Origin of the sequence: Aminobacter sp. DSM 101952 (genome assembly GCF_001424795.1) — a bacterium.
Lineage (GTDB): Bacteria > Pseudomonadota > Alphaproteobacteria > Rhizobiales > Rhizobiaceae > Aminobacter > Aminobacter aganoensis.
On the sequence record NZ_LMCL01000030.1, the window covers coordinates 58,910 to 84,483 of the forward strand.

At 65.1% G+C, this 25,574-nt stretch carries 22 protein-coding genes; 10 read left to right on the plus strand and 12 right to left on the minus strand.

Annotation, left to right across the window (positions count from 1 at the left end; genetic code table 11):
- The gene (locus tag ASC75_RS16805) at positions 1-1,296 is read right to left on the minus strand and encodes a lipopolysaccharide biosynthesis protein (RefSeq protein WP_055977992.1); all 1,296 of its coding nucleotides are present in this window, start codon (positions 1,294-1,296) and stop codon (positions 1-3) included.
- Between the two features lie 162 nt (positions 1,297-1,458).
- On the opposite strand from ASC75_RS16805, the gene ASC75_RS16810 reads away from it, so the two are divergent.
- From ASC75_RS16810 to ASC75_RS16835, 6 genes are all read left to right on the plus strand, one after another.
- Positions 1,459-3,768, plus strand: coding sequence for a GumC family protein (locus ASC75_RS16810; RefSeq protein ID WP_055978425.1), 2,310 nt, complete (start codon positions 1,459-1,461; stop codon positions 3,766-3,768).
- A gap of 112 nt (positions 3,769-3,880) precedes the next feature.
- Positions 3,881-4,777, plus strand: coding sequence for a bifunctional methylenetetrahydrofolate dehydrogenase/methenyltetrahydrofolate cyclohydrolase FolD (folD, locus tag ASC75_RS16815; RefSeq protein WP_055977995.1), 897 nt, complete (start codon positions 3,881-3,883; stop codon positions 4,775-4,777).
- 73 nt (positions 4,778-4,850) lie between these two features.
- Positions 4,851-5,813, plus strand: a complete 963-nt coding sequence (locus ASC75_RS16820) for a GlxA family transcriptional regulator (RefSeq protein ID WP_055977999.1) — start codon at positions 4,851-4,853, stop codon at positions 5,811-5,813.
- 76 nt (positions 5,814-5,889) lie between these two features.
- Positions 5,890-7,539: a VWA domain-containing protein gene (locus ASC75_RS16825; RefSeq protein ID WP_055978002.1), complete on the plus strand. Its 1,650-nt coding sequence runs from the start codon at positions 5,890-5,892 to the stop codon at positions 7,537-7,539.
- 316 nt (positions 7,540-7,855) lie between these two features.
- A complete protein-coding gene (locus ASC75_RS16830; protein ID WP_055978426.1) occupies positions 7,856-9,385 on the plus strand; it encodes an ABC-F family ATP-binding cassette domain-containing protein in 1,530 nt (509 codons plus the stop codon).
- Between the two features lie 87 nt (positions 9,386-9,472).
- Entirely contained in the window at positions 9,473-9,823 is a 351-nt protein-coding gene (locus ASC75_RS16835; RefSeq protein ID WP_055978004.1) for an MliC family protein, read from the plus strand.
- Between the two features lie 33 nt (positions 9,824-9,856).
- On the opposite strand, the gene ASC75_RS16840 is transcribed toward ASC75_RS16835, so the two are convergent.
- The 5 genes from ASC75_RS16840 to zwf form a co-directional block, all read right to left on the minus strand.
- On the minus strand, positions 9,857-10,255 hold the full coding sequence (locus tag ASC75_RS16840; protein ID WP_055978006.1) for a type II toxin-antitoxin system VapC family toxin: 399 nt from the start codon (positions 10,253-10,255) through the stop codon (positions 9,857-9,859).
- Positions 10,252-10,506, minus strand: coding sequence for an AbrB/MazE/SpoVT family DNA-binding domain-containing protein (locus tag ASC75_RS16845; protein ID WP_055978008.1), 255 nt, complete (start codon positions 10,504-10,506; stop codon positions 10,252-10,254). Before ASC75_RS16845 ends, ASC75_RS16840 begins: the two co-directional genes overlap by 4 nt.
- Before the next feature lie 52 nt (positions 10,507-10,558).
- On the minus strand, positions 10,559-12,382 hold the full coding sequence (gene edd / locus ASC75_RS16850) for a phosphogluconate dehydratase (protein WP_055978009.1): 1,824 nt from the start codon (positions 12,380-12,382) through the stop codon (positions 10,559-10,561).
- Between the two features lie 128 nt (positions 12,383-12,510).
- Positions 12,511-13,212, minus strand: a complete 702-nt coding sequence (gene pgl, locus ASC75_RS16855; protein WP_156381296.1) for a 6-phosphogluconolactonase — start codon at positions 13,210-13,212, stop codon at positions 12,511-12,513.
- Positions 13,213-13,217: 5 nt separating this feature from the next.
- Complete coding sequence (gene zwf, locus ASC75_RS16860; RefSeq protein WP_055978011.1) at positions 13,218-14,687, minus strand: glucose-6-phosphate dehydrogenase; 1,470 nt, start codon at positions 14,685-14,687, stop codon at positions 13,218-13,220.
- A 257-nt stretch (positions 14,688-14,944) separates the two neighbouring features.
- Between zwf and ASC75_RS16865 the strand changes: the two genes are divergently transcribed.
- Together ASC75_RS16865 and ASC75_RS16870 are read left to right on the plus strand one after the other, a co-directional pair.
- Complete coding sequence (locus ASC75_RS16865; RefSeq protein WP_055978013.1) at positions 14,945-15,691, plus strand: SDR family oxidoreductase; 747 nt, start codon at positions 14,945-14,947, stop codon at positions 15,689-15,691.
- Positions 15,692-15,800: 109 nt separating this feature from the next.
- Complete coding sequence (locus ASC75_RS16870; protein WP_055978015.1) at positions 15,801-16,925, plus strand: beta-ketoacyl-ACP synthase III; 1,125 nt, start codon at positions 15,801-15,803, stop codon at positions 16,923-16,925.
- On the opposite strand, the gene ASC75_RS16875 is transcribed toward ASC75_RS16870, so the two are convergent.
- The 3 genes from ASC75_RS16875 to ASC75_RS16885 all read right to left on the minus strand — a co-directional run bounded on the left by ASC75_RS16875 (position 16,922) and on the right by ASC75_RS16885 (position 20,728).
- Entirely contained in the window at positions 16,922-17,623 is a 702-nt protein-coding gene (locus ASC75_RS16875) for an RNA polymerase sigma factor (RefSeq protein ID WP_055978017.1), read from the minus strand. The two genes, ASC75_RS16870 and ASC75_RS16875, sit on opposite strands and share 4 nt — an antisense overlap.
- A 243-nt stretch (positions 17,624-17,866) precedes the next feature.
- The gene (locus tag ASC75_RS16880; protein WP_055978019.1) at positions 17,867-19,153 is read right to left on the minus strand and encodes an FAD-binding oxidoreductase; all 1,287 of its coding nucleotides are present in this window, start codon (positions 19,151-19,153) and stop codon (positions 17,867-17,869) included.
- A 138-nt stretch (positions 19,154-19,291) separates the two neighbouring features.
- Positions 19,292-20,728: a glutamine synthetase family protein gene (locus ASC75_RS16885; protein ID WP_055978021.1), complete on the minus strand. Its 1,437-nt coding sequence runs from the start codon at positions 20,726-20,728 to the stop codon at positions 19,292-19,294.
- A gap of 137 nt (positions 20,729-20,865) precedes the next feature.
- Between ASC75_RS16885 and ASC75_RS16890 the strand changes: the two genes are divergently transcribed.
- Positions 20,866-21,576: an HAD family hydrolase gene (locus ASC75_RS16890; RefSeq protein ID WP_055978023.1), complete on the plus strand. Its 711-nt coding sequence runs from the start codon at positions 20,866-20,868 to the stop codon at positions 21,574-21,576.
- A gap of 2 nt (positions 21,577-21,578) precedes the next feature.
- Here ASC75_RS16890 and ASC75_RS16895 read toward each other — a convergent pair whose 3' ends face one another.
- The 3 genes from ASC75_RS16895 to aceA all read right to left on the minus strand — a co-directional run bounded on the left by ASC75_RS16895 (position 21,579) and on the right by aceA (position 23,886).
- Positions 21,579-22,025, minus strand: a complete 447-nt coding sequence (locus ASC75_RS16895; protein ID WP_055978024.1) for a response regulator — start codon at positions 22,023-22,025, stop codon at positions 21,579-21,581.
- Positions 22,026-22,258: 233 nt separating this feature from the next.
- Positions 22,259-22,501, minus strand: coding sequence for a hypothetical protein (locus ASC75_RS16900; protein WP_018426579.1), 243 nt, complete (start codon positions 22,499-22,501; stop codon positions 22,259-22,261).
- Positions 22,502-22,596: 95 nt separating this feature from the next.
- Positions 22,597-23,886 (minus strand): isocitrate lyase, encoded by a 1,290-nt coding sequence (aceA, locus tag ASC75_RS16905; protein WP_055978026.1) that lies wholly within the window; start codon positions 23,884-23,886, stop codon positions 22,597-22,599.
- Between the two features lie 244 nt (positions 23,887-24,130).
- On the opposite strand from aceA, the gene ASC75_RS16910 reads away from it, so the two are divergent.
- The gene (locus ASC75_RS16910; RefSeq protein WP_055978029.1) at positions 24,131-25,573 is read left to right on the plus strand and encodes an XRE family transcriptional regulator; all 1,443 of its coding nucleotides are present in this window, start codon (positions 24,131-24,133) and stop codon (positions 25,571-25,573) included.
- Position 25,574 lies beyond the last annotated feature (1 nt).

Below are 25,574 nucleotides of genomic sequence, written 5' to 3' on the forward strand. Positions count from 1 at the left end.
CTAGATCGCCTTGGCTGGCCGGCGCAGTGCCGTGTATGTCACCGCCGCTGACGCCAGATAGAGCAGCGCGAACATCCCGTTCAGCGACCACACCAGGGTTTGCGTGTCGGCGACCTGCAGCAAAAGGCTCGACAGCAATGCCGCCTTGAGGGCGGCGAGCAGCGCCAGGTTGCCGGCGCGGATCAGCGTCTGCCCGCGCGCGAACAGCAGTTCGGCGTGATATTCGACGAGGTTGCGCAAGGCCGGCACGAACAGGGCCAGGCCGACGAGCGGCGCTGCCTCGGAAACGTTCCTGCCCAGGAAATTGGGATAGAAATGCAGCACCACGGCGAGGAACAGCAGCGCCGATGTCGAGACGACCAGAATTCCGGCCTCGATGCCGATCTTGACCTTCAGCCGCTCCAGCATCTGCGGCGCGCGCATCATCCGCTGCACCAGCATCATCGAGAATGTGCGGATTGGGATGGCGGTGAGGTCGACCAGCCGCATGACGATGGCATAGATGCCGGCGAGATGTGGGCCGCCCATAGCCAGCACCAGCAGCTTGTCGAACTCCATCTGCAGGTAGAACAGCACTTCCGCGCTGGCGACATAGATCGAATCGGAAAGCCGCCGCCAGTAGAGATATGGCGTCAGCCGAAGCTTCTGGCGCGGGTAGAAGACGCCGAAGGCAAGGGCGAGCGAAACGACGTTCGAGGCGACGTAGAACCAGGCCCAGGCCTCGAGGGTGGGTGTCGGCCAGAAGACGAACAGCGCGGCGGCCGCCGCCTTGATCGCTGCCGTCAGGATCGCCAGCGTCGCCGCGCGGCCGAAACGGCCAAGGCCGTTGTTGACGATCATCGCCACCTCGACCGGTCGCCACAACAGCGCTTCGGCGAAGATGACGATGGCAAAGATGCCAGCCGGCAGGGTGGTGGAAAAGAACAGCAGCCAGGTCAGCGCCGAGGCCGCCACCAGCACCGGCAGCGACAGGAGCGCCAGCATCAGGAAACCGGCGGTATAGCTTCCGATCAGCCGAGGCCTGATCGTGGCGGTGCGGTAGAGGGCAGAGATGAAGCCGAAGGCGAGGGTGCGCGACAGCATCACGCCGGCAGCGGACGCCGTGGCAAACAGGCCGAAATCGGCGATGGACAAGGTGTTGGCCAGTGCCACGAAATAGATCAGCGAGAAGATCAGCCGACCCGCCGAGCCGCTGACTGCCGAGAAATAGTCGCGCAGGAGCGCGCGCCGTTCCGAAAGGAAACTGCCGATACGGTCGCGCAGCGGTGCGCGCGGTATGTCGTTGGCCTGGGTCATGATCCGGCCGCAGGATAGGGAGCAAAGCTTAATGTGCGGTTTTGCCAGCGTCCCCCCCCGGCCGTTGAGCGAGAAAATTAACCTTTTGTTTCCCATGCCTGTTTAGCTTGGGTTAAGAACCGGACGCTTGATCCGTCACAGTGCATGGAAGCAACCCAAGACATGGCCGATTCCGGGAACCGCGACGATGGGAGGCGCAAGGGATCGCTGCTCGCGCTGGCCCAGGACGATGCGGCTCCCAAGCGCCAGGGCGCCTCGCTGCTGTCGATGAGCACGGACGAGCATCCGGAAGTCGACGCGCAGGACGCGGCGACACGCCATCGCATGGCTCGCATCCGCCGGGAGGCGGAGATTGCCGCGCGTCATTCCGAAGCGCAGCGCGCCGTCGAGGCTGCCGACACGCACACAGTGCGAACCGACGCTCCGACCCAGTCTGTCGACGATCCGATCGAGCCTGCCCCGTCTTCGCTGATCGGCGGCTGGCGCGAGAGGCTGCTCGGTCCGTCCCAGCCGGTCGTGGCGCCGGCAGTCGTCGGCGCGGCTGAACCGCCGGTGCCTGCCATCGAGCCGTTCGACGAACGGAACGACCCCGATGATATGCGCTGGAAGCCCCTGATCGACCCGATGAAGGTTATCGGCGGCATCGGCCGCTCCAAGCTGCTGATTGCGTCGACCACGCTTCTCGGCGCGCTTGCCGGCGTTGCGATCGCTCTGTCCATGCCGAAGATGTATCAGGCCTGGTCCGAGATGATCGTCGATCCGCGCAACCTGAAACTCACCGATCGCGAACTGATCGAGGGCGGCCTGTCGTCGGAGGCGACGCTGGCCATCGTCGAGAACCAGGTGCGCGTGCTGACCTCGGGCACCGTGCTGACCAAGGTGGTCGACAAGCTCAATCTCGCCGAAGATCCGGAATTCAACGGCACCGCCGGTGGCAGCGGTATCGATGTCAGGTCCCTGGTGCGCTCGCTGGTATCTTCCGGCGACGCCGGGAGCAGCGCCGTCGACAACAGGCACACGCTGGCGACCACCCATCTCGCCGAAGCATTGACCGTCGAGCGCGGCGGCAAGACCTTCGTCATCTCGGTCGGCGCCAAGACCGAGAGCGCGGAGAAATCGGCGCTGATCGCCAACACCATGACCGAGGTCTTCATGCAGACCTACGGCGAGCTGCAGTCCGGCAGCGCCGGACGTGCGACCGACGAACTGAACGCCCGCCTCGATGAATTGCGCAAGTCGGTCGAGGCCGCCGAGCGCAAGGTCGAGACCTTCAAGGCCGAGAACGATCTCATCGATCCGCAGGGGCGGCTGATCACCGACGACGAGATCCAGCGCGTCAACGACCAGCTGACCGCTGCGCGTTCGCGCACCCTGGAACTGAATGCCCGGGCCGCCTCGACCCGCAACCTCGGCATCGATTCCGTGCTGAGTGGCGCCTTGCCCGAGGCGATCAATTCGCCGGCGATCACCGAACTTCGCGCGCAGTATGCGGCACTCACCCAGGAGGCCGACCGGGCCGCGGTCAAGCTCGGCCCGCGTCACCCCGAGCGTCTCGCCGTCGAGGCCCAGCTGAGCGGCGCCCGTGAACGCATCTCAACCGAATTGCGCCGCGTCGCGGCCTCCATCCAGGTCGAGCTCAAGCGGGCCGTCCAGCTCGAGCAGGAACTCGCAGCCCGGCTGGCCCAGCTCAAGGTACGCCAGGGCGAGGTCGCCGACGAGCTGGTCACCTTGCGCGAACTCGACCGCGACGTCACCGCCAAGCGTGCCGTCTATGAACAGTACCTGCTCAGGGCACGCGAGACCGGCGAGCAGAAGGACATCAACTCGGCCAATGTCAGCGTCATCTCGGTTGCCTCGCCGCCGCTGGAATCGACGGGACCGTCGCGCGCCATGATCTCGCTGGCGGGCATGCTGGCCGGTTTTGCGATTGGCATCGGCCTCGGTGGTCTGCGCGGGGCACTCGAAAGCCTGCGGGAAACAGCCAATCGTCGCGCCCGGACCCGGCCCGCGCCGCGCCGCGCCGAACAGGACAACGAAAGTCGCCGGCCGTCCGATCCCGCCGAGGCCCCTGCGCCAAGGCTGGATGCTGAGCCGGCATCGCCATCGAAGGCCCAGGCAGCAGAGCCGTTCGCGGCCGCTGCGGCCGCGCCTGCCGCGCCGTCATTGTCGGCCCAGGTGCCGCCGCCGGCACAGCATGTTGGCTTCGCGCCGGCCTATCCGCCTTATACGCAACCCGGCTATGGTCCTCCGCCCACGGGTTACGCGGCGCCCTACGCCTACCCGCCGGCTGCCTCCGGATATCATCCCTGGCCGCCAGCGCCGCCACAGGCTCCCACGGCACCCGCGAGCGACCTGCCGCCAGCCGAGGCCGCGGCGCCGCGCAGCCAGATCGACGAAATCAGCGAAAGCCTGCGCGAGGTGCGCAAGGAGCTAAACCAGTTGCGCGAGCGCCGTTCGCGCCGCTACTTCTGAAAATTCTGCGCTGCGGTTTCGAGTTTACGGCACCGGACGCCGCAATGGCGAGGTTGCGGGTCGAAATTTTGATGACAATGCCGCGCCAACAGTGCCTGCATATGGAGTGAACATGGCTGAGATCATTGACGGAAAGATTGTCGCGGCAGAGGTTGTCGAAGGCGTCAAGAAATCAGCGGCCGCCCTTGCCGCGCACGGCGTGAAACCCGGCCTGGCCGTGGTCATCGTCGGCGAGGATCCGGCAAGCCAGGTCTATGTCGCCAACAAGTCGCGCACCGCCAAGGAGTGCGGCTTCCTGTCGGTCCAGCACACGCTCGCCGCCGATACGTCCGAGGCCGACGTCGTCGCGCTGGTCGAGGCGCTGAACGTCGATCCTTCGATCCACGGCATCCTCGTCCAGCTGCCGCTGCCGGGCCATATCGACGCCGGCAAGATCATCCAGACTATCGCGCCCGACAAGGATGTCGACGGCTTCCACTTCATCAATGTCGGCAAGCTCGCCACCGGCGAGGTCGACACCGCGCTCGTGCCGTGCACGCCGTTCGGCTCGATGCTGCTGATCGAGCGCAAGCACGGCAAGGACCTGTCGGGCCTCAGTGCCGTCGTCGTCGGCCGCTCCAACATCGTCGGCAAGCCGATGGCCCATCTGCTGCTTGCGGCCAACGCCACCGTCACCATCGCCCACAGCCGCACCAGGGACCTGCCGGCGCTCTGCCGCACCGCGGACATCCTGGTGGCGGCCGTCGGCAGGCCGGAGATGGTCAAGGGCGACTGGGTCAAGCCGGGCGCCACCGTCATCGATGTCGGCATCAACCGGATTCCGGCGCCCGAGAAGGGCGAGGGCAAGTCGCGGCTGGTCGGCGACGTCGAGTTCGCGTCCGCCGAAAAGAACGCGGGCGCCATAACGCCGGTGCCGGGCGGCGTCGGCCCGATGACCATCGCCATGCTGATGGCCAACACGCTGGTGTCGGCGCATCGCCACGCCGGCCTCGAATACAAGGGCCTCTGAGACATGTCGGCGGCGTTGTTGATCGCGGCGCCGCTTCCTTGCCCACATCGGCATCCTCTGTAGGTTTGGCCGCATGTCAGAACCTCACCCCGAAGGCCGCCAGTTCGCTTTCCTGCTCGTCGACAAGTTCTCGATGTTCTCGCTGGTCGCGGCGATCGACACCTGTCGCTCGGCCAACAGGCTGCTCGGCCGCGACGTCTACGGCTGGACCACAGTGTCTGCCGATGGCGAGGCGGTCATCGCCTCCAACGGCCTGCCGCTCAAGGTCGATTATTCGGTCGCCGACGTGCCCGCGGTCGACATCATGTTCGTCTGCGTCGGTGTCACGACCGAATTCCCCGGCAAGAGCAAGGTGCTCGGTGCGCTGCGTTCATGGGGCCGGCGCGGCGCTGCCCTGGGCGCGCTCTCGGTCGGCTCCTACCTTCTTGCCGAGGCTGGCCAGCTCGACGGCTACCGCTGCACCATCCACTGGGAAAACCGTGCCGGCTTCATGGAGAAATTTCCCGACATCGAGTGCACCAACAACGTCTTCGAGATCGACCGCAAGCGCTACACCTGCGCCGGCGTCACCACCTCGATCGATCTGATGCTCGAGATAATCAAGCGCGACTTCGGCGCCAATCTCGCCAACGAGGTCGCCAACCAGTTCCAGCACGAGCGCATCCGCTCCGCCGGCGACCGCCAGCGCGTCGGCCCCGAGCGCGACCTCACCGGCAAGTCGGACAAGCTCAAGCGCATCGTCGAACTGATGGCCGACCATCTCGACGAGCCCTTGTCGGCGGTGCAACTGGCCAAGACTGCGGGCCTGTCGGTCCGCCAGGTCGAGCGGCTGTTCCTGCGCCACCTCAACGTCACGCCCGGCCGCTACTACATGCGGCTCCGGTTGGAGCGCGCCCGCGAGTTGCTGCGCCAGACCAACATGCCGATCCTCGACGTGGCGATCGCCACCGGCTTCACGTCGCATTCCTATTTCGCCCAGAGCTACCGGTTGCAATTCGGTCGCCCGCCGAGTGAAGAGCGCCGGACGACCTATTGAGCGCTGCCAGGGTTGTCAGCGGCGGGCCCCAAGTTTAGCTTCCTCGAACAAACGGGCTGAATCGGCGAGGGGCAGCATGAAGTCGTTTTTGCGTACCATCCTGGCGTCTGCACTGGTGCTGGGCGGAGCGATGTCGGCTCAGGCCGCCGACCGCGCCATCATCGTGCTCGACGCCTCGGGCTCGATGTGGGGCCAGATCGACGGCAAGCCCAAGCTCGAGATCGCCCGCCAGGCGCTCCGCTCGGTGCTCACCACCATCCCCGCCGACACCGAGCTTGGCCTGATGGCCTATGGCCACCGCGAAAAAGGCAGCTGTTCCGACATCGAGCTGGTGGTGCCGCCGGCGTCCGGTTCGGCAAGCGCCATCACCGCTGCCGCCGACAGCATGAAGTTCCTCGGCAAGACGCCGCTTTCCGCCGCCGTCAAGCAGGCCGCCGAGGACCTCAAATACACCGAGGACAAGGCGACCGTCATTCTCATCACCGATGGTCTGGAGACCTGCAGCGCCGACCCGTGCGCGCTCGGCAAGGAGCTTGAGCAGTCTGGCGTCGATTTCACCGCCCATGTCGTCGGCTTCGGCCTGACGGCGGAAGAGGGCAGGCAGGTCGCCTGCCTCGCCGAAAACACCGGCGGCAAGTACATCCAGGCGTCCGATGCGAAAGGCCTGGAGGACGCGCTCGCCCAGACCGTCGCCGAGCCTGCGCCGGCTCCAGCACCGGCACCCACCCCCGAGCCGGCAAAGCCCGAATTCAACTTCGTGCCCGAACTGGCGCTGGCCGAGGGCGCAGCAGCCCTCAAGGACGCCGGCAATGCCTGGGAAATCTACAAGGCCAACGCCGACGGCACCAAGGGCGAACGCCTGACCACCGAATACAACAACTACAAGGGATCGCTCGAGCCGGGCGACTACGTCATCCGCGCGACGCTCGGCGAGGCAGCCGTCGAACAGCCGTTGAAGGTCGAGGCCGGCCAGGCCTACAAGCCGCTCTTCGTGCTCAATGCCGGCACGCTGATCGTCAGGCCCCGTCCCAGCGACGGTGGCGACATCAACACCGGTGCGGCCGTCGTTCTCGATTTCCCCGGCGCGTCGCATCCGGCCACCTATTACGGCGAGACCAAGATCGTGCTGCCCGCCGGCGAGACCAAGGTGAAGGTCACCATCGGTCAGGGCGAGGCCAACGAGACGATCCAGCTCGCCGCCGGCCAGACCGTCGAGAAGGACATCATCGCCGGCGTCGGCCGCGTAGTGGTCAACGCGCTTTATGCGCAGGGCGGCGACAAGGTCGATGCCGGTGGCCTCGATGTCAGGGTCTACAAGGCGAAGAAGAAGATCGACGGCACGCGCGAGCAGGTCACCTATGGCTACGGGCCGGACAACAAGTTCGACCTCCCGGCCGGAGATTATGTCGTCGTAGCGCGCATGGATCAGGCCGAGGCCGAACAGCCCTTCAACGTTCGTGTCGGCGAGGCTGGCGACGTGACCGCCGTGCTCGGTGCCGGCGTTCTGGCGATCGATGCTCCCGGGGCAAAGGAGATCCGGGTCTACGCCGCCAGGAAGGACATCCAGGGCAACCGCAAGGAATTCGGCTACGCTTACGACCAGAAGCACCAGGCGACGCTGCCTGAGGGCGATTATGTCGTCGAGGCCGACCTGGGCGATGCCGGCAAGAAAGAGGGCTCCGCCAGCGTCAAGGCAGGTGAGCGCACCGAGCTGACCGTGCAGTAGGATTGTCTCGCGCCGCCTTTGCCGCTATGAAGGCGGCGCAACTCGAACGACAAAGGAGGGCTGCGTGATCGAGCATTTTTATCTCCACCGCCAGCGCGGCCCCGTCCACGCCCTGCAAATGCGTTTGCAGGGCTGACCTCGGACGAGACGCCAGTCTTACTGAAGCTGTTCTCTTTACCGGTCTGCCCTTCGTGGTGATGCAGCACTGAGCCGTTCGCTCGTGCGTCCGCATCGTGAATTTCCCGCCGGACCCGGTTCCCCATTGATGCACCTTGTGAAGGTGCGGGCGACGGTCCGGACAGACCAGAGAACGAACATGGCTTTGATCAATCTGAGGTCGCTTGGCGTAACGCTCGGTGCTCCGCTTTTTTCCAATCTCAATCTTTCCATCGAGCCGGGCGACCGGCTCGGAATCGTCGCTGCCAATGGCCGCGGCAAGTCCACGTTGCTGCGAGCGATATCCGGCGGCTTCGAGCCCACTGCCGGCGACATCACCCGCTCGCGCGGCCTGCGCGTCGGCTATGTCGAGCAGGACGTCCCGGCGAAGCTTCTAGACGCAACGCTCTACGATGCCGTGCTCCAGGCCCTGCCGGCCGACCAGGTCGACAGCGAGAGCTGGCGTGTAGACGTTGTGCTTGGCGAACTCGACGTCCCTGAAGAGCTGCGCGAGCGCCAACTGTCCAGGCTGAGCGGCGGCTGGCAGCGCCTCGTGCTCCTGGCACGCGTCTGGGTGACCGAGCCGGATGTGCTTTTGCTCGACGAGCCAACCAACCATCTCGACCTGGCCCGCATCGGACAGCTGGAAGGCTGGCTCAACGCCCTGCCGCGCGACGTGCCGGTGGTGATCTGCAGCCACGACCGCGCCTTCCTCGACGCCGTGACCAACAGGACGCTGTTCCTCCGCCCGGAGAATTCACAAGCCTTCTCGCTGCCCTATTCCAGGGCACGCGAAGCGCTCGACGGGATCGACGACTCGGACGCGCGGCGCTTTGAGAAGGACATGAAGACGGCGCAGCAATTGCGCCGCCAGGCAGCCAAGCTCAACAACATCGGCATCAATTCCGGCAGCGACCTTCTGGTGGTCAAGACCAAACAGTTGAAGGAGAGGGCCGAACGCATCGAGGACAGCGCGCGCCCCGCCCATCTGGAGCGCTCGGCCGGTAGTATCAAGCTTACCAACCGAGGCACCCACGCCAAGGTGCTGGTGACGCTCGACGACGCCCCTGTCACCACGCCCGACGGCACGCTGCTGTTCCGGACCGGCAAGCTGTGGATCCGCCAGGGCGACCGCATTGTCCTGCTCGGCCGCAACGGCACCGGCAAGACGCGGCTGGTCAATATGCTCCGGCGCGCCATAGCCCAGCCCGATGTCGCGGTCGACGGCATCAAGGCGACGCCGTCGCTTGTTCTGGGCTATGGCGACCAGGGCCTGTCCGACCTTGCCGACAAGGACAGGCCGCTGGAGGTGCTGACGCGCCGCTTCGAGCTCGGCGAGCAGCGTGCTCGCACTTTGCTTGCCGGCGCAGGCATGACCGTCGACATGCAGTCGAACCCGATTGGCCGCCTGTCGGGCGGCCAGAAGGCTCGGCTCGGCATGCTGGTGCTCAGGCTCACCAACCCTAACTTCTACCTGCTCGACGAGCCGACCAACCATCTCGACATCGACGGGCAGGAGACGCTGGAGGCGGAACTGCTGAAGCACGAGGCCAGCTGCCTGCTGGTGTCGCATGATCGCAGCTTCGTCCGCGCCACGGGCAACCGCTTCTGGCAGATCGAGAAGAAACGCCTGGTCGAAGTGGAGAGCCCGGAAGGCTTCTTCGCCGACGTGGCCAGGAACGGCGCGTAATTCGCACCCAACCTGCCTGCCGAGGCTGTGGCTTCGGCAGGCATCGGGCTCATGCTATCGTCTGCCCGCAAGCAACCAGGAGGCCGTATGCGCTCGATCTTCACCGTCATCATGCTTGCTGCTGCGACCAATGCCGCGATGGCTTCCACCGTCACGCTCGACCTGCCGGGCGATGCCCCGGTCGAACGCAACGTCGTCGGCTACGAATGCGGCGACCAGTCCGTGAAGGCTGAGTACATCAACGCCGGCGACAACGCGCTCGTCGTGCTGACGCTCGGCGACCGGACGGTCGTCGCCGTCACCGTGTTGAGCGGCAGCGGAGCCAGATATGCCGGCCAAAACTACGTCTGGTGGACGAAAGGCGACAACGCTGACCTCTACGACCTGACCAAGGGCGAGGATGCATCGGCGGTGTTGTCTTGCGAGGCGGCGAAGTAGTAAGGACGTTTCGAGGACGTGGCGGCTATTCGGTCAGCCCTTGAGCAAGGCCACCGGCCTTCCTTCGGCGGTTAGAAGGCGGGCGGCCCTCTTGTCGAACGTGGCGAACTGTTCGGCGCCCGCCCTGTAGCCCTCGTGTGCCATCGCCGCATCGGCGAAGTCTCCGCCAGCCCGCATGTGAGCAAGACCCGCAGCCACGGCGGCCTGATCGGCGGCGACCTGGCGCGAGTTCAACAGGCTTTCAATGCTTTGGGCAATCGATGAGCGCGCGACGCCCCGGCTCCCCAGAACCCAGACAAGCTCGCAGAAGATGATCAGGGGAATGACGACCAATTCGGCATCGGCCAGCAGTGCTTGTGCCACACGTGTTTGGCCAGGGTCGTCGGCGAGCATGGCGCGGGCGAGCACATTGGTGTCGACGGCGACTTTCACCGTTTGCCGGCCCAGCCGTCTGCGATGACCCTGTTCATTTCCTCAATGGTCAAAGGTACTTGGTTGGGATCGTGAAGAATGCCGAAGATGGCCTCGATGCCATGTCGCTTCTGCGGTGCTGCCTTGAGCACGACATTGCCGTCTGGCGCGAGATCCAGAAGAATCTTGTCGCCAGGCCCGACGCCGAGGTGCTTCAGCACCTCTTTCCTGACCGTGATCTGGCCTTTCGACGTTACCGTAAGCGTTTGCATGGCGCACCTCTGGCCAAAAAGTAAGGCAGAACTGCCTTACTTACAAGCTGGGTCACGCCGCCCCGAAAGCGCTCGCGCCGTGATCCGCACGGCCGGCCATCTGGCGGAAGCCGGCGAACAGCTCGCGTCCCATGCCATGTTCGTTGCCCGAGAGGTCGCAGACAGGAGCCGGGCGCAGCGCCAGGTCGCCGGCCGGCACCAGCACTTCCAGCGTACCCGCTTCGGCGTCCAGCCGGACGATGTCGCCGTCATGGACACGGCCGATCGGACCGCCCTCGAGCGCTTCCGGCGTGACGTGGATCGCGGCCGGCACCTTGCCGGAGGCGCCCGACATGCGGCCGTCGGTGACGAGCGCCACCTTGTGGCCGCGGTCCTGCAGGATGCCGAGCACGGTGGTCAGCTTGTGCAGTTCCGGCATGCCGTTGGCCTTGGGGCCCTGGAAGCGGATGACGGCGACGAAGTCGCGGTCGAGCAGCCCGGCCTTGAAGGCGTCATTGAGACCCTGCTGGCTGTCGAACACCAGTGCCGGTGCTTCAATGATGCGACGCTCCGGCTTCACCGCGGACGTCTTGATGATGGCGTGGCCGAGATTGCCGCCCAGCACCTTGAGCCCGCCGGTCGGCTGGAACGCCTTAACGGCCGGGGCCAGCACCTTCTCGTCGCCGCTTATCTCGGGGGCGGCCTCGCGCACCACCGAGCCGTCGGCGCCGAGCTTGGCCTCCACCGCATAGGGACGCAGGCCTTCGCCCCACACCGTCTGCACATCCTCGTGCAGCAGTCCGGCATCGAGCAACTCGCGGATCAGGAAGCCCATGCCGCCCGCTGCCTGGAAATGGTTCACGTCGGAAAGCCCGTTCGGATAGACGCGTGCCAGCAGCGGCACGGCGTCCGACAGGTCGGAAATGTCCTGCCAGGTCAGGCGGATGCCGGCGGCCGCGGCCATCGCGATCAGGTGGATTGTGTGGTTGGTCGACCCGCCCGTGGCGTGCAGGCCGACGACGCCGTTGACCACAGAGCGCTCGTCGATCATGCGGCCGGCGGGGATGTATTCGTTGCCGAGCGCGGTGATCGCCAGCGCCCGCTTGGCAGCCTCGCGCGTCAGCGCGTCGCGCAGCGGCGTGCCCGGATTGACGAAGGAGGCGCCCGGCGTGTGCAGGCCCATGATCTCCATCAGCATCTGGTTGGAGTTGGCGGTGCCGTAGAAGGTGCAGGTACCTGGGCCGTGATAGGACTTTGACTCGGCCTCCAGCAGCTCGGCGCGGCCGACCTTGCCTTCGGCATAGAGCTGGCGGATCTTGGCCTTTTCATCATTGGGCAGGCCCGAGGTCATCGGCCCGGCCGGCACGAAGATCGCGGGCAGGTGGCCGAAGGTCAGCGCCGCGATCACCAGGCCCGGCACGATCTTGTCGCAGACGCCGAGATAGACGGCGGCGTCGAACATGTTGTGGCTGAGCCCGATGGCGGCCGACATGGCGATGACGTCGCGCGAAAACAGTGACAGCTCCATGCCCGGCTGGCCTTGCGTGACGCCGTCGCACATCGCCGGCACGCCGCCCGCCACCTGGGCGATGCCGCCTGCCTCGCGCGCCGCGTCCTTGATCAGCTGCGGATAGGTCTCGAACGGCTGATGCGCCGACAACATGTCGTTGTAGGAGGTGATGATGCCGATATTGGCGACCTTGTCGCCGCCAAGCGCCACCTTTTCCGCGGGGCTGCACACGGCGAAGCCATGGGCGAGGTTGCCGCAGGACAGCACGCCTCGGTTGGCCGTCTTGCCGGCGGCGTCATCGACCCGGCCGAGATAAATCTCGCGGCTGACCCGCGAGCGCTCGCGGATGCGATCGGTGATGGCTTGGATATCGTTCCTGGCGGTCATGACATCAGTCCTTTCAACTCGGGGCCCGAACCGGGAGGAGCGTCGGGCCTGGGGCATGGCCCTTGAAGGTCATGCCGTGTTCAACGCGTCGCAGCGCCATTCGGACGCCGCTGACGCCGGCGCCCGTCTCAGGGCGCCCAGTAGATCTCGGCGGCGCGGGGCGCCCGGTCGAGCACGGCACGGATCGGCAAGCCCGTCTCCGCCGCCAGCGCCGCCTCGATGACGCTGCGCTTTTCCGCGCCTTCGATGTGGACGACGACAAGTCCCGCGCCAACCAAGGCGGGCAGCGTCAGCGTCAGCCGCGGCTCACCCGCACTGTCGGCATGGACCGGCATGACGATGCGCGTCGACGCCGGGTCGAGCAGGGCGTCGAGCCCGTCCGCATCCGGGAAGAACGAAGCCGTGTGGCCGTCGCCGCCCATGCCCAGGATCGTCGCATCGAGCGGCCAGGGCAGGGCGCGGATGTCCGCATCGGCAAGATCGGCGCCCTTCTCGACCGTCGCGGCCTCGTGAAACAGCGGCGCGAAGCGTGCCTCGGATGCCTGGTTCTGCAGCAGCTTGGCCTTGGCTAGCGCCGCATTCGAACGCGGCGAACTCTCCGGCACGAAACGCTCGTCGACCAGCGTCACCGTCACCTTGCTCCAGTCGAGCGCCTCTTTCGACAGTGCGGCAAAGAAGCGGCCGGGCGTCGTTCCACCCGAGACGGCGAGGAACGCTTCACCGCGCCGCCCGATCGCCGCCCGCAGTGCCTTGGCCACGGTGCTTGCCAGCGAGGCCGCCAGCTCGTCCCGCGTCGCAAACTCGTTCCAGTGGGGCGAAATGCCAGCCATGGCGCTCAATTGCTCTCGTGCCAGGTGCGGCCGTCGCGCTCGATCAGCGCGATCGAGGCCGACGGGCCCCAGGTGCCGGCAGTGTAGCCCTGGGCTTCCTGGCGGCTGCCTTCCCAGGCATTCTGGATCGGATCGATCCACTTCCACGCCGCCTCGACCTCGTCGCGGCGCATGAACAGCGTCTGGTTGCCGCGCACCACGTCCATGATCAGCCGCTCATAGGCATCCGGCGCGCGGCCGTCGAACGACTGGGCGAAGCTCATGTCGAGCGGGATCTGGCGCAGGCGCATGCCGCCCGGACCCGGATCCTTGATCATGATGAACTGCTTGACGCCTTCGTCTGGCTGCAGGCGGATGACCAACTGGTTGTTGAAGATTGGCCCCGCACTTTCGCCGAAGATCGAATGCGGGATCGGCTTGAACTCGATGACGATTTCCGAGACGCGCGACGCCAGCCGCTTGCCCGTGCGCAGGTAGAACGGCACGCCGGCCCAGCGCCAGTTGGCGATCTCGGCCTTGATGGCGACGAAGGTCTCGGTCGTGCTCTCGGCGCCCAGCTCCTCGATGTAACCCTTGACCGGACCGCCGGCGGACGCGCCGGCGCGGTACTGACCGCGCACGGTCTGCTTGGGCGCCTCGTTGCCGTTGACCCGCTTCAGTGCGTTGAGGACCTTCAGTTTTTCGTCGCGCACCGCATTCGCGTCCATCGAGGCAGGCGCCTCCATGGCAACGAGGCAGAGCAGCTGCAGGATATGGTTCTGCACCATGTCGCGCAGCGCGCCCGCCTTGTCGTAATAGGTGACGCGGTCCTCCAGTCCGACGGTCTCGGCCACGGTGATCTGCACGTGGTCGATATGGGCGGAGTTCCACAGCGGCTCGTAGAGCGCGTTGGCAAAGCGCAGCGCCATCAGGTTCTGCACCGTCTCCTTGCCGAGATAGTGGTCGATGCGGAAAATCTGGTGCTCGCCGAAATCGTCGCCGATGATGTCGTTCAGCGCCCTGGCGGACTCGAGGTCGCGGCCGATCGGCTTCTCGACGACGATGCGCGAATCCGGGGTCACCAGCTTGTGTGCCTTGAGATTGTCCGAGATGTCGCCGAACAGGCTTGGCGCCACCGCGAGATAGAAGACGCGGATGCGCTTGCTGTCGCCGATGGATTTCTTCAACCCGCCAAACCCGTCGCCGGATTTGGCATCGACGGTGATGTAGCTCAGCCGGTCGAGAAAGGTCTTGAGCTCGGCTTCCTCGATATATTCCGGCTTCACATGGTCGGAGATCGCCTTCTTGGCAAAGGCGCGGAATTCCTTGTCGTCCATCTTGGTGCGCGACGCGCCGATGATCCGGGTCGGCTCGGAAAACTGGTGGTCGCGCTGGCGGTGATAGAGCGCCGGCAGCAGCTTGCGCTCTGACAGATCGCCGGTGCCCCCGAAAATGATGAAGTCGAAAGGATCGACGGGGATGATCTGGCTTGTCATGTTCTATCCGTTTCCAGGACGGTCGTGATGTCGCCGACCGATATATGCTAATCGATTTAAAAACGCCAGTGCCCCGGTGTCACAGTTTCGTTTTCGTCCCGGGATCGCCTCCGCCGAGCATAAGGCTTCGCCGCTGCCGTTTCCAATGCGAAGCCTCTAGCCCAGTGTGTAGGGCGCACGATTTCGTGCCCAGCATTGCGATGAACTGTGACGACCGCTAGATCGGACGTGAAGAAAATCGACAGGGCGGCAAGATCATGCGTCTCAAGGACAAGGTTGCGATCATCACCGGCGCGGCGGCCGGCTTCGGCGAGGGCATGGCGAGGCGCTTTGCCGAGGAAGGTGCCAAGGTGGTCGTCGCCGACCTGAATTCCAGGGAGGCCGAGCGGGTCGCCGCCGAAATCGGCAACCATGCGATTGCGGTCACCACCGACGTTTCGCAGCGTTCCGAATTCGACGAGCTGGTCTATGCCGCCAAGAGCGCCTTCGGCCGCATCGACATCATGGTCAACAATGCCGGCTACACCCACCGCAATGGTGATCTCGTCGATGTCGAGGAAGACGTCTTCGACCTCATCACCGCCGTCAACATGAAGGCGATCTATCATTCGGCGCGCGCCATCGTGCCGATCATGGAACGCCAGGGCGGCGGCGCGATCCTGACCACGGCCTCGACGGCGGGCCTCAGGCCGCGGCCGGGGCTGACCTGGTACAATGCCTCCAAGGGCTGGGCGATCACGGCCACCAAGTCGATGGCGGTCGAGCTGGCCCCCAAGAACATCCGCGTCAATTGCCTGTGCCCGGTCGCCGGTGAAACCGGCATGCTGGAAAAATTCATGGGCAAGGACACGCCCGAGATCCGCGAGAAGTTCAAGGCCTCGATCCCGCTCGGCCGCTTTTCGACGCCGCTCGACATTGCCAATGCCGCCTTGTTCCTCGTCTCCGACGAGGCCTCGCTGATCACCGGCGTGGCCATGGAAGTCGATGGCGGGCGCTGCATCTGAGCGTTTTCTGCCGCGGGGTAACCGCGTTTCGACCTGAAATCGGGGCGACAAAGCTTGACCGGCGATGTCGGAGCCCTATTCCAATGGTTGAAAACCAGCAGGAAACGCCATGCACAGGGTTGCGATCAGCGGTACCGGCATCTTCACGCCGGAGGAAGTCATCACCAACTCCGAGTTGGTGGCCTCCTACAACGAATATGCCCACCGCCAGAACAAGCTCCATGCCGACGCCATCGAGGCCGGCGAGCGCGAGCCGATGGCGATGTCGTCGGAGGAGTTCATCGTCAAGGCCTCCGGCATCGAGCGCCGTCATGTCATGTCGAAGTTCGGTATCCTCGATCCCGGCATCATGCATCCGGTGCTGCCCGAGCGCGCCGAAGACGAGTTGTCGCTGATGGCCGAGATTTCGGTCAAGGCGGCCGACAAGGCGATGAAGAAGGCGGGCCTGACCGCCGCCGACATCGACGCCGTCATCTGCGCTGCCTCCAACCACGAGCGCGCCTATCCGGCCATCGCCATCGAGGTGCAGCAGGCGCTCGGCATCAAGGGTTTTGCCTTCGACATGAACGTCGCCTGTTCCTCGGCGACCTTCGGCATCCAGCTTGCATCGGACATGATCCGCACCGGCTCGGCCCGGGCGATCCTGATGGTCAATCCCGAGATCACCTCCGGCCACCAGGAATGGCGCGACCGCGACTGCCACTTCATTTTCGGCGATGTCTGCACCGCCGTCGTGCTGCAGCGCGCCGACGGGGTGAAGGCGGGCAACGCCTACGAGGTGCTGGCCACCCGTTGCCTCACCGAATTCTCCAACAACATCCGCAACAACAACGGCTTCCTGCGCCGCACCCGCGAAGGCCACATGGCCGATCGCCGCGACATGCAGTTCCACCAGGAGGGCCGCAAGGTCTTCAAGCAGGTGGTGCCGATGGTGGCGGAGCTGATGCTGAGCCATCTCGCCGACCAGGGCATCGAACCCCAACACCTGTCGCGGCTGTGGCTGCACCAGGCCAACAAGGGCATGAACGACCTGATCGGCCAACGGGTGCTCGGCCGCGAGCCGAGCCGCGAGGAGCAGCCCAACGTGCTGCAGGACTACGCCAACACCTCGTCGGCCGGCTCGATCATCGCGTTCTCGAAATTCTCCGACGATCTGCCGACGGGCAGCCTCGGCGTCATCTGCTCCTTCGGCGCCGGCTATTCCGCCGGCAGCGTCATCGTCAGGAAGCTCTAGGCTTCTCCGCGCAGCCGCTCGACCACCTGGTCGGCCATGCGTTCGCAGCGCCAGCCATTGAACGGGAACAATTCGGCAAAGCCAGTCGACAGTCTTCGTTCGATGGCGGTCCGCATCAGCCGGCGCGCCCGAAACAGGCGTGTCTTGACGGTCTCGGGCTTGATCGAGAGCTGTGCCGCCGTCTCTTCGATGCTCATTTCCTCGACATCGCGCAATATGAAGACGAGGCGGAACGTCTCCGGCAATTCGTCGATTGCCTGTTCGAGCAGTTCGCGCGCCTGCCCGCGCGCGAGTTCGGCGTCGGCGCCCGGCGGGGTCAGCGATGTCGGAAACATGATTACCTGGCCTCCGGTGGCTGCGGCAGCGATGTCCAGTTCCTCCAGTTCGGCGACAGGCCGTCGCTTGCGGATGCGGGTGAGCGCTTCGTTGAGCGCGATCCGGGTGATCCATGTCGAAAACAATGCGTCGCCCTTGAAGCTGTCGAGCCTGGTGAAGGCCTTGACGTAGGTTTCCTGCACCACGTCCTCGGCCTCCGCGTCATCGCGGGTCACCGTGCGGGCGACACGGAAAAGCCGCTGGTTGTTGCGCTTGATGAGCACGCGGATGGCATTTTCGCCCCCTTTGCGCGCCAGCGCCACCAACTCCTCGTCACGAAACCTGTCGAGATCGACCTGCTGTTGCAGCATCGCGAGTTGCATGTCGTCGCCTCCATCTCTTGGTCCGTCGGGCAAACCCGCCCCGAGTGGACCTATGCTGGCGCCATGCCGATCGTGCGGCACATGGTGCTAGTCATATACCCCGGGGCAGGGCCAACGTCACCGCCAAGGAACACCAGGCGTCGGATAGTCCCGGCGGCGTTGGCGGTTTCATGCCATTGGATGCGGCTTGCCGGAAAAGGTTCCCAGGTTGATATTACCGCGAGGGGCGAGCCTGGTGCCGGGCTAGATCCGGTCCCTCAGCGCGAACCAGTTGAGCGCCAGGAACAGCAGCGGCGTACGGAAACGACGGCCACCGGGGAAGGGCGGTATTTTCAACTCCTCGATCAGCTTGAGCCGGTCGCGGTTGCCGGTGACGGTCTCGGCGTAGAGCTTGCCGAAGAAGTTCGACAGCATCACGCCATGGCCGGAATACCCGCCGACGGAGATGACGTTCGGCATCACCTCGCGCACGAACGGCTTGCGCGGCACGGTGATGCCGACATAGCCGCCCCAGCCATGCGTGATCTCGACGTCCTTCAGCGCGGGATAGATCTCGGCGATCTGCTTGCGGATGTGGATGTGGATGTCCTTGGGGTCGTTGACGCCGTAGATCTCGCGTCCGCCGAACAGGAGGCGGCCGTCCCTGGACTTGCGGAAATAGCGCACCACGAAGCGCGAATCGTCGACCGACTCGCCGCCCGGGATCACTTTCGAATCCGTGCCCAGCGGCACCGTCGCACCGATGAACGAGCCGATCGGCATGATGTGCGATGCGCTGATCGGCTCCAGCTTGCCGCCATAGGCGTTGACCGCGATCAGGCACTTCTGCGCCGTAATGGTGCCGTTGGGCGTCGTCACCCGCACCTTGCCGCCCTGCGAGGTGATCCCGGTCGATTGCGTGTTTTCAAAGATGTGAGCGCCGGCGGCGGCGGCCACGCGTGCAGTCCCGATCACCAGCTTGAGCGGGTGGATGTGGCCCGTTCCAGTGTCGCGCGTACCGCCGTAATAATGCGTCGAGCCGAGCCGCTCCGCCGTCTCCTTCGCGTCCATGAAGGTGATGTGCGGATAGTTGAAGCGGCTGGCCATGATCTCGGCATGGGCCTTGTAGTCGTCGACATAGCGCGGCTTGTGCGCCACCGACATCTGTCCGGGCATGTAGTCGATGTCGATGCCGTTGGCCGCCGAGAATTCCAGCAGATGCGCCTTGGCGTCTTCGGCGAGGTCGAACAGCGCCTTGGCGCGAGTGAAGCCGTATTCGCCCTCGAGCTCTTCCGCCCACGCCCGCTGCCCGGTGCCGAGCTGGCCGCCATTGCGCCCCGAGGCGCCGTCGCCGAAGCGGTGCGCCTCGATCAGCACGACATTGGTGCCGGCCTTGGCCAGATGCGTCGCCGCCGAAAGCCCCGTAAAACCGCCGCCGATGATGACGACGTCGGCCTGACGATCGCCGTCGAGCGCCGGGTACTCAGGTCGCGGCCCGGCGGTGTCTTCGTACCAGGAAAGGCCGGGGGAGATGGGGGAGAGGTAGGGCATGGTGCGGAGAGAACTCCGGGATTGCGGGGAGCGAATAGTGAATAGTGAGTAGTGAGTAGTGAGTAGTGAATTGGGGAGCGGTGAGTAGTCGGCAGAGCCTTTCTCTATTCGCTACTCACTATTCCCTATTCGCTTCCTTCACACGTTCAGCAACAAATACTCCCGCTCCCACGGACTGATCACTTCCATGAAGGTTTCGAACTCGGCGCGCTTGATCGCCGCGTAGGTCGAGGCAAAGGACTTGCCGAGCATCGTTGCCAGTTCGTCGTCGCTTTCGAACAGGTCGACGGCCTCCAGCAGGCCGCGCGGCAGGTCGATCTCGTCCTCGTTGGCCGTTGTCAGGATGGGCGGCTCGGCCGGCAGCTTGTTGTTCATGCCGATCAGGCCGCAAGCGAGCGACGCGGCGAGCGCGAGATAGGGATTGGCATCCGACGACGGGATGCGGTTTTCGACACGCCGCCCCGCCGGGTCGGAGCGCGGCACGCGGAAGGCGGTGGTGCGGTTGTCGTAGCCCCACTTGTTGTTGACGGGAGCCGAGGCAGCCTGCGTCAGGCGACGATAGGAGTTCACATAGGGCGCCAGCATCACCAGCGCATTCGGCACATGCTTCTGCATGCCGCCGATGAAATGGAAGAACGCATCGGTCTCCGCGCCGTCCGCGGCGGTGAAGATGTTCTTGCCGGCCTTCTTGTCGACGATCGACTGGTGGATATGCATCGCCGAGCCTGGCTGGCCCTGGATGGGCTTGGCCATGAAGGTGGCATAGGTATCGTGCTTCAGCGCCGCCTCGCGGATCGTGCGCTTGAACAGGAACACCTGGTCGGCGAGCTCGATCGGGTCGCCGTGGCGCAGGTTGATCTCGAGCTGGCCGGCGCCCTCCTCGTGGATCAGCGTGTCGATCTCCAGCCCCTGGGCCTCGGAGAAGTGGTAGATGTCGTCGATGAGTTCGTCGAACTCGTTGACGCCGGCGATCGAATAGCCGGCGCCGCCGCCGATCGGGCGGCCCGAGCGTCCCACGGGCGGGGTCAGCGGATAATCCGGATCGGGGTTCTTGCGGACCAGGTAGAACTCGATTTCGGGCGCGACGACCGGCCGGAGGCCGAGCTTGTCATAGGCTGCCACCACGCGCTTCAGCACGTTGCGCGGCGTGAACTCGACAGGACGGCCGTCCTGGTGGACGAGGTCGCAGATCACCTGCGCGGTCGGATCGTCCTCCCACGGCACCACGGACAGCGTCGACAGGTCGGGCACCAGCTTCAGGTCGCCATCGTCCTCGGGATAGGCGAAGCCGTTGCCATCCTCGGGGTAGACGCCCGAGATCGTCATCATGAACGGTGCCGACGGCAGCGCCAGCGAGGTGTTGGAGGTGAATTTGCTTGACGGCATCATCTTGCCGCGGGCAACGCCGGCCTGGTCGGGCGTGATGCACTCTATGTCCTCGATGCCGCGCCATTCGAGCCATTCGGAGGCTTCCTTCCAGTTCTTCACGCCGCGCTTGTTCTTCACAAATGCGGGCGTGCGGGCGCGAGCCCCCCGAGTGGTCGGACGGACTTCCTTCTTTGCAGGCGGCATCATTCACCAGGTTGTCGTTGCGGATTGCCGAGTATAGCCGGGCCCAACGAAGGAAGAAAAGGGGGGCAAATCAGCGATTCCCGCCTGTTGTGAGGTTGAGAATGCTGGTTTTCGGGCGGTTCCTGGCCTAGATCATCGCCATGACCTCCATCTCTACCCGCCTCACCACCATCGGATTCGATGCCGACGACACGCTGTGGCAGAACGAACAGTTCTTCCGCATGACGGAGCGGCATTTTGCCGAGCTTCTCGCCGAGCATGGCGAGCAGGATCAGCTCATGTCGCGCTTGCTGGAGGCCGAAAAGCGCAACCTCGGCACCTATGGCCTCGGCATCAAGGGCTTCACGCTGTCGATGATCGAGACCGCGATCGAGGTGACGCAAGGCCTCGTGCCGGCTTCGGTCATCGAGAAGATCCTCGCCGCCGGCCGCGAGATGCTGAGCCACCCGATCGAGACGCTGCCGCATGTCCAGGACACGCTCGAAACGCTTGCCGGCAGCTACCGCCTGGTGCTGATCACCAAGGGCGACCTGTTCGACCAGGAGCGCAAGCTGGCGCAGTCGGGCCTCGGCGATTTCTTCGACGCCGTCGAGATCGTCAGCGACAAGTCGCGCCCCACCTACGAGCGCATCTTCGCGCGCCACGGCGACGGTCCCGACAGGGCGATGATGGTCGGCAATTCGCTGAAATCGGACGTCGTGCCGGCGATCGAGGCCGGCAGCTGGGGCGTCTACGTCCCCCACGACCTGACCTGGGTCTACGAACACGTCGACGAGCCGACCGCCGCCGAGCGCTTCCGCAAGCTGCCGCATCTCGGCGAACTGTCGGAGCTCCTGAAGGGCCTCGCCTAACCTCAGCCGCGGCCGATCAGTTTTTCGACGATGGGCTGCAGCCGCTCCGGGGTGATCGGCTTGGCGACCACGATGTCGACGGCACTCGGCAGCGACAGGCTCTCTGGCGTGCCCGCCCGGTTGGACAGCAGGATCACCGACGGCAGGTTGCTGCCCGATGCCAGCCGCAGCGACATGATCGAAGGCATCAGCGCATCGCAATCCCTGTTGTCGCTTCCACCGTCCAGGATGATCGTGCCCGGTGCCAACTTGCGCAACACTGACGCGGCGGTGTCTGGTGCCTCGGAGATCGTCTTGAGGCCCGAGCGTTCGACGATCTTGGCGACGACGACGCGATTGATCGGCGAGCGGCCGACGACCAGCACCTTCGACAGGTCGGCGATCTGGCAGTCGGCAGTGCGCGCATTCGTGCCCGGGCCATGGCTCGGGCTGAGGTCATTCCGCTTCATTGGCTTGGCCGACAGCTGGGGGGCGTTTGTTCAATGCGTGGTTGCGCTCGGTCCCGTAGGTTTCGCGTCATGTATGAGAAGTGTCAAGTATTACACTCAAAATGAGGTGCGACTTTAGTCGTAAATTTCAGCATTCCCGCATGTTGGCTCTAGACCAGGCCGCAGTAGCCTCAAAGCAAATCCCGCCCACGGCATGGCCGCGGACGGGATCTGGGGGGCATGGGTAGGCGGCTTTAGCCGTGCGGTTGCTGGGTAACGATGACGGGGATCAGCAGATCGCCCCAGTTTCCGTTGCCGCCATGGTGGCGGGCCGAGCGGACCAGTTCCACCGAAACGCCGGCCTCGACTGCCTTCATGACCGACTGGTTGAGCCGGTGCAGGTCGTTGGCGACGATACGGATCACGGCCTGCTGGTCGGCGCTCATCGTGGTCGCCTGTTCTTCGGCTCGTTCCTTGACACGGGTACGCGGTGCCATCGTGGTTCTCCTCGGTGTTGCCTTTGCCCTGTTGGGCGTTGCCTCTGGCCGGTGCCCGGAGGCGGTTGCCTCCGGGGCTTTTGCTGTCGCCAGGCCTATTCGGCGGCCGGGCGGAACTGTTCGGTTTCGGTCGACTCGTGCATCGCGGTCGTCGACGACTTGCCGCCGGTGATCGCCATCGACACGGCGTCGAAGTAGCCGGTGCCGACTTCGCGCTGGTGCTTGGTCGCGGTGTAGCCGTTCACTTCGGCGGCGAATTCCGCTTCCTGCAGCTCCGAATAAGCCGCCATCTGGCGATCCTTGTAGCCGCGGGCCAGTTCGAACATGCCGAAGTTGAGCTGGTGGAAGCCAGCCAGCGTGATGAACTGGAACTTGTAGCCCATCGCGCCCAGCTCGCGCTGGAACTTGGCGATCGTCGCGTCGTCGAGGTTCTTCTTCCAGTTGAACGACGGCGAGCAGTTGTAGGCCAGCTTCTTGCCCGGATGCGCCTTGTGCACGGCTTCGGCGAACTTCTTGGCCTGGGCGAGGTCCGGCTTGCCGGTTTCCATCCAGATCAGGTCGCAGAACGGAGCGTAGGCGATGGCGCGCGCAATGCAGGGCTCGATGCCGTTCTTCACCTGGTAGAAGCCTTCCACCGTGCGGCCGGCATCCTTGTCGACGAAGGGCTGGTCGCGCTCGTCGATGTCGGACGTCAACAGCTTGGCGGCTTCCGCGTCGGTGCGGGCGACGATCAACGTCGAAGTGCCCATCACGTCGGCGGCGAGACGCGCCGCGTTGAGGTTGCGGATGTGCGCCGCGGTCGGGATCAGAACCTTGCCGCCGAGATGGCCGCACTTCTTTTCCGAAGCGAGCTGGTCTTCGAAGTGCACGCCGGCAGCACCCGCCTCGATGAAGGCCTTCATGATCTCGAAGGCGTTGAGCGGGCCACCGAAGCCGGCTTCCGCGTCAGCCACGATCGGGGCGAACCAGGTGTCGACCGACAGGCCCTTGCCTTCCGAGGTCTCGATCTGGTCGGCGCGCTGCAGCGTGCGGTTGATGCGCTTGACCAGCTCGGGCGCGGCGTTCGCCGGGTAGAGCGACTGGTCCGGGTACATCGCCGAAGCCGTGTTGGCGTCGGCAGCAACTTGCCAGCCCGACAGGTAGATTGCCTTGAGGCCGGCGCGGACCTGCTGCATCGCCTGGTTGCCCGACATGGCGCCGAGTGCGTTGACGAAGTCTTCCTCGTGGATCAGCTTCCACAGGCGGTTGGCGCCCATCTCGGCCAGTGTCTGCTTGATCTGGACGGAGCCGCGCAGCCGCTTCACGTCCTCCGGCGAGTAGGGGCGCTCGATGCCGTCGAAGCGGCCTTCCGGGGCTGAAGGGACGAGGTTGTAAAAATCGGTCATTGTCGACTCCGTCTGGTCACTTGGTTCTAGGGGCGATCACCGCGTCTTGGGTTTTTGCGGCGATTTCTATGTGACTTGTTTTACATTCCAGCGCCAAAGCGGCCAGAAAATTCAACAATTTGCGGCCGACTTTAGGGAAAACCTGTATTGTGTTTGACAGATGGTCGCTGTAAAATTGTAAAAAATGTAAAAGGATGGGTAGGGCCAAACCCCTACTTTCGTTGTAAAAATAGTGTAAAAGCCGATGGCCGAGCAGAAAATCTTCGCCGGACCGCGCATCCGGCGCATCCGCAACCAGAAGGGCCTGACCCAGACGGCGATGGCCGAGGGGCTGGGTATTTCGCCGTCCTACCTCAACCTCATCGAGCGCAATCAGCGTCCGCTGACCGTCCAGCTCATTCTCAAGCTTGCCTCCGTCTACAAGGTCGATCCCGACGAGTTGCAGGGCGAGGCGCGGGGCTCGATCGCCGTCCTGCGCGAGGTCTTCGCCGATCCGCTTCTGGCTGGCGAGCTGCCGGGCGACCAGGAGCTTGTCGAGATCGCCGAGGCCGCGCCCAATGCGGCGGCGGCGGTGATCAAGCTGTTCCGTGCCTATCGCGAGCAGGCCGAGCGCCTGTCCGACCTGACCGAGCTTCTGGCGCGCGAGGGCCACACCACCGCCCTGTCGGGCGCGCGCCTGCCGATCGACGAAGTTCACGAGGTCTTCGAGCGCCGGCCCAACCATGTCGCCTCGCTGGAGGAGGAGGCCGAGGCCTTCACCTCGCTGCTCGACCCTGGCGACGACCTGTTCGGCGCCTTGAAGGGCTGGCTTCGGCGCGAGCACGGCATCGTCGTCAAGGTGCTGCCGGTCGCCACAATGCCCAACTGGCGCCGCCGCTATGACCGCCATTCGCAGCGCCTGTTTCTGTCCGAACGCCTGTCGCCGTTCGACCAGCTGCGCGAGGTGGCGATGGAGGCCAGCCTGATCCGAATGCAGGTGGCGGTCGCAGCCGAGCTGCAGTCACTGAAGCTCACCTCCGACGAGGCCCGGCGGCTCGCCCGCTTCGAGCTTGGCCGCTATGCGGCACATGCGTTGATGATGCCCTACCAGGCGTTCCACTCGGCCGCCCAGCGCGCCCGCTACGATGTCGACGTGCTGCGTTCGCGCTTCGGCGTGTCGTTCGAGCAGGCCGCCAACCGGCTGACCATGCTGCAGCGGCAGGGCGCCTCGTCGGTGCCGTTCTTCATGCTCGAGGTCGACAACGCCGGCAACCGCTTCCGCAAGGCCGGCGCGCAAGGGTTTCCGCAAAGCCGCTTCGGCGGCGGCTGTCCGAAGCTGCCGGTCCACGCCGCCTTCACCCAACCCGGCCAGATCTTCGTCGAGGCCGTCGAGATGCCCGACGGCGCCGAGTTTCTGTGCGTCGCCCGCACGCTGGAAGGCCCGCAAGGCGCCTTCAGCGAACGCCCGCGCCGCACGGCGATCCTGCTAGGCTGCGACATCGCCTTCCGCGACGAGATCGTCTATGGCGCAGCCTTGCCGGCCCAGGCCGTCGGCGCCAAGCCGGGCGCTGTGGCGGCGACGCCGATCGGGCCTGCGTGCCGGCTTTGCGAACGCTCGGGCTGCCTGTCGCGCGCCGAGCCGCCGATCACCAGGCCGCTCGGCCTCGACGAGATGGTGACCGGCCTGTCAGCCTTCGATTTTCAATAGG

What these genes read in the sequence shown, in the direction of transcription:
- ASC75_RS16805 (WP_055977992.1), bottom strand. Translation starts at nt 1,296, where the DNA reads ATGACCCAGGCCAACGACATACCGCGCGCACCGCTGCGCGACCGTATC.
- ASC75_RS16810 (WP_055978425.1), top strand. Translation starts at nt 1,459, where the DNA reads ATGGCCGATTCCGGGAACCGCGACGATGGGAGGCGCAAGGGATCGCTG.
- folD (WP_055977995.1), top strand. Translation starts at nt 3,881, where the DNA reads ATGGCTGAGATCATTGACGGAAAGATTGTCGCGGCAGAGGTTGTCGAA.
- ASC75_RS16820 (WP_055977999.1), top strand. Translation starts at nt 4,851, where the DNA reads ATGTCAGAACCTCACCCCGAAGGCCGCCAGTTCGCTTTCCTGCTCGTC.
- ASC75_RS16825 (WP_055978002.1), top strand. Translation starts at nt 5,890, where the DNA reads ATGAAGTCGTTTTTGCGTACCATCCTGGCGTCTGCACTGGTGCTGGGC.
- ASC75_RS16830 (WP_055978426.1), top strand. Translation starts at nt 7,856, where the DNA reads ATGGCTTTGATCAATCTGAGGTCGCTTGGCGTAACGCTCGGTGCTCCG.
- ASC75_RS16835 (WP_055978004.1), top strand. Translation starts at nt 9,473, where the DNA reads ATGCGCTCGATCTTCACCGTCATCATGCTTGCTGCTGCGACCAATGCC.
- ASC75_RS16845 (WP_055978008.1), bottom strand. Translation starts at nt 10,506, where the DNA reads ATGCAAACGCTTACGGTAACGTCGAAAGGCCAGATCACGGTCAGGAAA.
- edd (WP_055978009.1), bottom strand. Translation starts at nt 12,382, where the DNA reads ATGACCGCCAGGAACGATATCCAAGCCATCACCGATCGCATCCGCGAG.
- pgl (WP_156381296.1), bottom strand. Translation starts at nt 13,212, where the DNA reads ATGGCTGGCATTTCGCCCCACTGGAACGAGTTTGCGACGCGGGACGAG.
- zwf (WP_055978011.1), bottom strand. Translation starts at nt 14,687, where the DNA reads ATGACAAGCCAGATCATCCCCGTCGATCCTTTCGACTTCATCATTTTC.
- ASC75_RS16865 (WP_055978013.1), top strand. Translation starts at nt 14,945, where the DNA reads ATGCGTCTCAAGGACAAGGTTGCGATCATCACCGGCGCGGCGGCCGGC.
- ASC75_RS16870 (WP_055978015.1), top strand. Translation starts at nt 15,801, where the DNA reads ATGCACAGGGTTGCGATCAGCGGTACCGGCATCTTCACGCCGGAGGAA.
- ASC75_RS16875 (WP_055978017.1), bottom strand. Translation starts at nt 17,623, where the DNA reads ATGCAACTCGCGATGCTGCAACAGCAGGTCGATCTCGACAGGTTTCGT.
- ASC75_RS16880 (WP_055978019.1), bottom strand. Translation starts at nt 19,153, where the DNA reads ATGCCCTACCTCTCCCCCATCTCCCCCGGCCTTTCCTGGTACGAAGAC.
- ASC75_RS16885 (WP_055978021.1), bottom strand. Translation starts at nt 20,728, where the DNA reads ATGATGCCGCCTGCAAAGAAGGAAGTCCGTCCGACCACTCGGGGGGCT.
- ASC75_RS16890 (WP_055978023.1), top strand. Translation starts at nt 20,866, where the DNA reads ATGACCTCCATCTCTACCCGCCTCACCACCATCGGATTCGATGCCGAC.
- ASC75_RS16895 (WP_055978024.1), bottom strand. Translation starts at nt 22,025, where the DNA reads ATGAAGCGGAATGACCTCAGCCCGAGCCATGGCCCGGGCACGAATGCG.
- ASC75_RS16900 (WP_018426579.1), bottom strand. Translation starts at nt 22,501, where the DNA reads ATGGCACCGCGTACCCGTGTCAAGGAACGAGCCGAAGAACAGGCGACC.
- aceA (WP_055978026.1), bottom strand. Translation starts at nt 23,886, where the DNA reads ATGACCGATTTTTACAACCTCGTCCCTTCAGCCCCGGAAGGCCGCTTC.
- ASC75_RS16910 (WP_055978029.1), top strand. Translation starts at nt 24,131, where the DNA reads ATGGCCGAGCAGAAAATCTTCGCCGGACCGCGCATCCGGCGCATCCGC.